The sequence below is a fragment of the Kitasatospora sp. NPDC059648 genome, assembly GCF_042734825.1.
In the GTDB taxonomy this organism is placed as follows: Bacteria; Actinomycetota; Actinomycetes; order Streptomycetales; family Streptomycetaceae; genus Kitasatospora.
This window is the reverse complement of the sequence record NZ_JBHWDU010000175.1, coordinates 1-5,481: the sequence shown is the minus strand read 5'-3', so window position 1 is coordinate 5,481 and position 5,481 is coordinate 1. Positions and strand designations below refer to the sequence as shown.

The 5,481-nt window shown below is 71.8% G+C and carries 6 protein-coding genes; 2 read left to right on the top strand and 4 right to left on the bottom strand.

Annotation, left to right across the window (positions count from 1 at the left end; genetic code table 11):
* Positions 1–144: 144 nt before the first annotated feature.
* Complete coding sequence (locus ACFV1W_RS39850; RefSeq protein WP_045694210.1) at positions 145–348, bottom strand: cold-shock protein; 204 nt, start codon at positions 346–348, stop codon at positions 145–147.
* Between the two features lie 504 nt (positions 349–852).
* Between ACFV1W_RS39850 and ACFV1W_RS39845 the strand changes: the two genes are divergently transcribed.
* Together ACFV1W_RS39845 and ACFV1W_RS39840 are read left to right on the top strand one after the other, a co-directional pair.
* Positions 853–1,080 carry a hypothetical protein gene (locus ACFV1W_RS39845; RefSeq protein ID WP_380422390.1) on the top strand — a complete coding sequence of 76 codons (228 nt, stop codon included), beginning with the start codon at positions 853–855 and terminating at the stop codon, positions 1,078–1,080.
* Positions 1,081–1,227: 147 nt separating this feature from the next.
* Positions 1,228–2,325, top strand: a complete 1,098-nt coding sequence (locus ACFV1W_RS39840) for a serine hydrolase domain-containing protein (RefSeq protein WP_380422389.1) — start codon at positions 1,228–1,230, stop codon at positions 2,323–2,325.
* Positions 2,326–2,473: 148 nt separating this feature from the next.
* On the opposite strand, the gene ACFV1W_RS39835 is transcribed toward ACFV1W_RS39840, so the two are convergent.
* From ACFV1W_RS39835 to ACFV1W_RS39825, 3 genes are all read right to left on the bottom strand, one after another.
* Positions 2,474–4,027, bottom strand: coding sequence for a Na+/H+ antiporter (locus ACFV1W_RS39835; RefSeq protein WP_380422387.1), 1,554 nt, complete (start codon positions 4,025–4,027; stop codon positions 2,474–2,476).
* 585 nt (positions 4,028–4,612) lie between these two features.
* On the bottom strand, positions 4,613–5,296 hold the full coding sequence (locus tag ACFV1W_RS39830; RefSeq protein WP_380422386.1) for a response regulator: 684 nt from the start codon (positions 5,294–5,296) through the stop codon (positions 4,613–4,615).
* A partial coding sequence (locus tag ACFV1W_RS39825; RefSeq protein WP_380422385.1) for an ATP-binding protein occupies positions 5,293–5,481 on the bottom strand: 189 nt, incomplete at its 5' end. The genes ACFV1W_RS39830 and ACFV1W_RS39825, both read right to left, overlap by 4 nt.

The window sequence follows — 5,481 nt, the reverse complement described above, 5'->3', positions numbered from 1 at the left end:
GGGGGGGGGGGCGGGGGGGGGGGGCGGGGGGGGGGGGCCGGGGGGGGGGGGGGGGGGGGGGGGGGCCGTGCGGGGGGCCCCCGGGCGGGTTTGGGGCGCGGGGGGGGCGCCCCTCGCTGCTAGGCAGGTGCCACGGCAGAAGAACTACAGCGGGCGAATGTTCTCGGCCTGCGGGCCCTTCTGGCCCTGCGTGACGTCGAACTCGACCTTCTGGCCCTCAAGCAGCTCACGGAAGCCGTTGGCGTTGATGTTCGAGTAGTGGGCGAAGACGTCCGGGCCGCCACCCTCCTGCTCGATGAAGCCGAAGCCCTTTTCCGAGTTGAACCACTTCACAGTGCCATTAGCCATTTAAAAATCTCCTTCAAGGGACTGTCCGGAGCACGCACGGCGCGGGCTCCGAGTCACCGCATGGAGCGCCCACCGGGGAAGAGCCGGGGAACAAAAAATGCGCCTGCAATACATCAGCAGGCGCACACAAAGTTCATGGGAACCACTACTGCAACTAAGACGACTGTAGCAGGCCGCAGCCCGCCGCGGTGGGAGTTTCACCCCCGGTTCTGCGGGAGCCTTCGCACCGAGGGGCCGCTCCGAGCCGAAAGGACCGCGAACACCCCTGGTGAGCAAGCTCTTTGAGCATGCAGCCGCCACCGTCCGGGTAGACGGCTCCCAGGGATTCGTCACCCGCCTGGACTATCGCCCGCGCGGTGGCAGTCCCGCGGAAACGGCGCACGCCGCCCACCGCCGTCATTCGCGAGGACGCACCGGGCAGCGGGCGCGACATTTCGACACAGTTCGAACTCGCATTCGCCGGAGAGTCCCGCACCCGCGCTTCCGGGGCGCATACTGGCCGGAATGACGAAATATTCAGCAGGTCGCCGCCCCCTGCCCACCAGCCCCTTCAAGCCCCGGGCGGAGGCACCGCCCAAGCACTTCACCGTCGGCGACCGCGTCACCCATGACGGGTACGGTCTCGGACGGGTCATCGGCGTCGAAGGCGACGGCGACATCGCGGTGCTCGTCGACTTCGGATCACGGCAGGAACGCATCACCCAGCCGTACACCGCGATGTTCAAGCTCTGACGCCGGCCACCCGCACCACTCGACGCAGACGTCACTCGGACCGCGCTGTGAGCCGGGTCACGGTTGAGGCTGCCCCCGGGGCAGGGTGGAGGCTCGGCGCAGCGGCAGGACGCCGCACCGGGCACCGCCGATGTGAAGGAGCACACGATGTCCATCGACCTTTCCGTTCAGGGGCAGAGCCGTCCGCAGCTGCAGAAGGCGATCGAGGACCTGGTCGAGGACGGTTTCCTCGGCATCCAGCTCCGGGTGGACGACGAGCGGGGCGAGTGGGTCGGCAGCGCCGGTGTTCGCGAGCTTGGCCGGAGCGCCCGGCCGCTGACGACGGGGCACTTCCGGATCGGCAGCAGCACGAAGAGCTTCGTCGCCACCTCGGTGCTCCTGCTGGTGGCCGAGGACAGGATCGGCCTGGACGTCCCGGTCGCCTACTACTTGCCGGAGGTCGGTCTCGACCGGCGGATCACGGTGCGGATGCTGCTGCAGCACACCAGCGGGATCTTCAACCACACCGGCGAGCTCCACGAGGACGGGACGATCGTGCCGGGGGTCCCGCGGCAGGGCAAGGAATGGGTGGACAACCGGTTCATGACCTATCGGCCCGAAGAGCTGGTGCGGCTGTCGCTGTCCAAGCCGGCCCGGTTCGCCCCGGGCGCGGGCTGGAGCTACGCGAACACCAACTACGTGCTGGCCCGGCTGGTGGTCGAGAGGGTCACCGGCCGTTCGTTCGCCGATGAGTTGCAGCGGCTGGTCCTGGGGCCGCTGGAGATGACCGGCACGGTGGCGCCGGGAGCCTCGCCGGAGATCCCCGGGCCGCACAACCACGGTTACTACCGCTACGAGGACGCCGGGCGGGAGCGGACGGTCGACGTCACCCGGCAGAACCCGTCCTGGGTCGGCGCCGGTGGCGACATGATCTCGACCACCCGCGACCTGCACACGTACTTCTCCGCCCTGATGGGCGGCCGGCTCCTGCCGGCCGAGCTGCTGGCCGAGATGCGCACGCCGGAGGCGACCGCCGGCTACGGCCTGGGGGTGTTCGCGCAGGAGACGGAGGGCGGCACCGTCTTCCACCACAACGGCGCCACCATGGGCTCGGCGGCGCTGATGTACAGCAGCGCCGACGGCGGAACGACCCTGACCGCCGGGCTGACCTGGGTGGACGATGCCGACCTGTCCATGGCTCCGGCGTTCCGGGCCGCCCAGCAGCGTCTCGTCGGCGAGGTGTTCTGCGGCGCGCCGGGCCGATGAGGAACGGGGTGGCGATCGGCGCAGGACTCCGACTCCGGCGGCGGGACGAGATTCGGCTCGACCGTCTGCGCGGTGCTCACCGCGTTCGGCCCGGCGCGGCGCCACCGCCGGCTCCCCCTCCCGGGACGGCCGCTCGACCCGGGCGGTGTCACGGGGTGCCGAGCGCGGCCTCCTCCCGGTCGAGGTCGTGCTGGAGGCGGCGACGGGTGGTGTCGCTGATGCGGTGCTCGTCGTAGAGGCGGTGCAGTTCGGTGGTCTGGACGGCGATGACCTCGCGGCGCAGCTGGCGGTAGGCGGTGTCCGCGGTGGTGCCGTCCGGAGTCTCCGGGGTGTGGTCGAGGCGGGCGGTGAGGGCGCGGCGGACCCGGTCGAGGGCGGTGTCGGGGACGGCCTCCAGTTCGGCGAGGTTCTCGACGTGGTGGAGGGCGGCGCGGTTGAGGGCGTCGCGGGTGTCGTCCTCCTCGCGGGCGGTGTGTTCGGGTTCGAGGGCGAGGCCGGAGCGGCTGACGACGGCGGCGAGGGTGAGGCCCTGGACGACGAGGGTGAAGACGACGACGGCGGTGGTGAGCACCAGGACCAGCGGCCGTCCGGTGAGCTTGGTGCCGTCGTCGGCGAGCAACGGGATGGACAGGGCCGCGGCGAGCGGCATGACCCCCCGGGTACCGGCCCAGGTGACCACCCCGGCGACCCTCCAGGAGAGCCGGCCGCCGCCCCGGCTGGGCTTGACCGCGCGGGTCAGCGGCAGGGTGGAGAGGACCCGCACCGCGATCAGCACGGCGGCCAGCGCGAGCGCCTGCAGCGGCCACCAGCCGGTACCGGCGGGCAGGTCCCGCACCAAGGCGGGCAGTTCGAGGCCGACGATCGAGAAGACGACGCTCTCCAGCAGGAACACCACCACCGCGTACACGGCGTGCAGCTGGAGGCGGATGTGCGCGTCGGTGAGCCGGTGTCCGGAGCGCCCGAGCAGCACGCCCGCGACCACGACCGAGGTGACGCCGGAGGTGTGCGCGGACTCCGCGAGCACGTACGCCGCGTACGGGGTGACCAGGGCGATGACCGTCTCCAGCACCGGGTCGGTGGTGCAGCGCCGCACCAGCCACACGAGGCCCGCGACGGCGGCACCGACCAGGCTGCCGCCCCCGCCGAGCAGCAGGAACTCCCCGCCCGCCGTGGGCAGGCTCACCGAGGCGCCGACGGCCACCGCGATGCCGACGGCGACCTTGAACAGGACGAGCGAGGTGGCGTCGTTGAACAGGCTCTCCGCCTGCACCAGCACCTGGAGCCGCCCGGGCAGCGCCAGGCGCCGGCCGAGCGCGGTGACGGCCACCGGGTCGGTGCTGGAGAGCACGGCGCCGAGGACGAAGGCCATCGCGGGCGGCAGCCCCGCGACGGCGACGGCGGTGAAGCCGACGGCGGCGGCGGAGGCGAAGACGAGACCGAAGGAGAGGATCGTCACCGGTCGCCAGACCGTGCGCAGATCGCGCAGCGACAGCTCCTCCGCGGAGGCGTACAGCAGTGGCGGCAGGACCACCATGCCGATCACCTGCGGCGGTACGTGCAGTGCGGGGACGCCGGGTATCAGCGCCACTCCGATGCCCGCCAGGACCAGTACCGAGGGCGCGGGCACCCGCAGGCGCCCGGCGAAGGTGGCCACGGTCGTGGCCAGGACCACCAGGACGAGAACGATCGCCACTACGTGCATCGGTGGAAAGGACCCCATCGCGAGAACCGGGGTCACCGCCGCCGATCGCCGCAGTCATCCCCCGCGCCGACCAGGCTTCCCGGCACACCTGTGGTCATCTTATCGGAGCATTAGCGGCGAGCGGCAGGGGCGGGAACCACGGGGCATCGGAGCGTGAGCGGCGTGGACGGGGCGTGACCTCTCCGCTCGCGCCGCCGGTCGTGCGCAACGCTGCACCGACGACGGGCCGTGGACGGCGGTGAGCCGAGGACGACCACCATGCCCGGCTGCGCCAGGAGCTTCCGAGCCGGTGCCGGGGGACGCGCGCCCCGGGGGGTGCGACGTTCCCGTTGGCATCGCCACGCGTCCCCTCCCCCTGTTTCTCACTGGCCGCCGAACCCTCCCCGGAGGAACCCGCCGGGGTCGGGGTTCGGCAAACGGTTCGCCGCCAGGCCCCACGCCCGGGCAGCGAACCGCTTCCTCGCAGCTCACACTAGGTGCGGCCGAACACCTGTCCGCCTTCCCTGACGAGTCCTTGATACCACCGGGGATCATCTTGACGAGGCATTGGCGCACGATCTGTCCGGGTGAGCGGCCGGAACGCTTTCACGGCCGGAACCGGTAGCCGAGCCCGGGTTCCGTGATCAGGTGGCGCGGACGGCGCGGGTCGGGTTCGAGCTTTCGCCGCATGCTGGAGAAGTAGACCCTCAGGTAGTTGCCGTTGCCCTCCGCGTCCGGGCCCCAGACCTCGGTCAGGATCTGCTTGCCGGGCACCAGCCGGCCGGGGTTGGCCAGCAGCAGGGTGAGGATCTTCCACTCGGTCGGGGTCAGGCGGACCTGGCCGTCCGGACCGGTGACGGTGCCCGCGCCGAGATCGACCTCGTGCGGCCCGATCCGTGCCGACGGCTCCGGTGCCGTCGGGACCGCGCCCAGCGGCCGGCGCAGTAAGGCCCGTAGCCGGGCCAGGAGTTCGTCCACGACGAAGGGCTTGGTCACATAGTCGTCCGCCCCCGCGTCGAACGCCCGGAGCTTGTCCTCGATGTCGGCCCGCCCGGTCAGCACGATGATCGGCACGGTCAGCGTGGAGCGGATGCCTTCGATCACGTCCACGCCGTCGAGGTCGGGCAGGCCGAGGTCCAGGACGATGGCGTCGGGTGGTGCCTGGCTCGCCGAGTCCAGGGCTTCCTGGCCGGTGGCCGCGGTGAGGACCGAGTAGTGCCGGGCGTGGAGGTTGATCCGCAGGGTGCGCAGCAGCGCCGGCTCGTCGTCGACGACGAGGATGTGGTTCACCGGTCGGAGCTCCTCTCCGGCGTGCCGATGCCGGGTGCCCCGGTCCGCGCCTCCCGCGAGGCGGGCAGGGTGAGCAGCATGGTGGTGCCGCCGCCGGGGGTGTCCTCGACCTCCAGGCTGCCGCCCATGGCCTCGGCGAGGCCGCGGGACAGGGCGATGCCGAGGCCGACGCCGGTGGTGTTGTC

Excerpts from the sequence above, each read along its gene's own strand:
- ACFV1W_RS39850 (WP_045694210.1), bottom strand. The coding sequence starts at position 348 with ATGGCTAATGGCACTGTGAAGTGGTTCAACTCGGAAAAGGGCTTCGGC.
- ACFV1W_RS39845 (WP_380422390.1), top strand. The coding sequence starts at position 853 with ATGACGAAATATTCAGCAGGTCGCCGCCCCCTGCCCACCAGCCCCTTC.
- ACFV1W_RS39840 (WP_380422389.1), top strand. The coding sequence starts at position 1,228 with ATGTCCATCGACCTTTCCGTTCAGGGGCAGAGCCGTCCGCAGCTGCAG.
- ACFV1W_RS39835 (WP_380422387.1), bottom strand. The coding sequence starts at position 4,027 with ATGCACGTAGTGGCGATCGTTCTCGTCCTGGTGGTCCTGGCCACGACC.